We start from the raw sequence: 280 nt of genomic DNA on the forward strand, positions 1-280 counted from the left end.
GAGATAGGCAAGCCGATGGCGGTGCACAGGCGGCTGAGGGTTTCCAGGCTGGTGGAGACCTGGGCGTTCTCGATTTTGCTGACCATACCCTGGCTGATGCCAGAAATTCGCGCCACATCGGTAATTTTCAGGCCTTCTTCCAATCTGGCCTTTTTGACTTTCATGGCAATGTACTGGTCCAGATTTAAACGTGTGTCGTTTACTTCCATGTCCTGATGCTCCACCGGTGCTGTAGATGAACCCTCTTGGTGCGTAAGAATGAATGGACGCACTCTAGCGG

1 protein-coding gene is annotated in these 280 nt (G+C 52.5%); it reads right to left on the bottom strand.

Annotated features, from left to right (window positions below; all coding sequences use genetic code 11):
• On the bottom strand, window positions 1–209 hold a 209-nt coding region (locus Q4563_RS19420; RefSeq protein ID WP_303605683.1), incomplete at its 3' end, for a helix-turn-helix domain-containing protein.
• Window positions 210–280: the final 71 nt, after the last annotated feature.

The sequence above is a fragment of the Gilvimarinus sp. 1_MG-2023 genome, assembly GCF_030548285.1.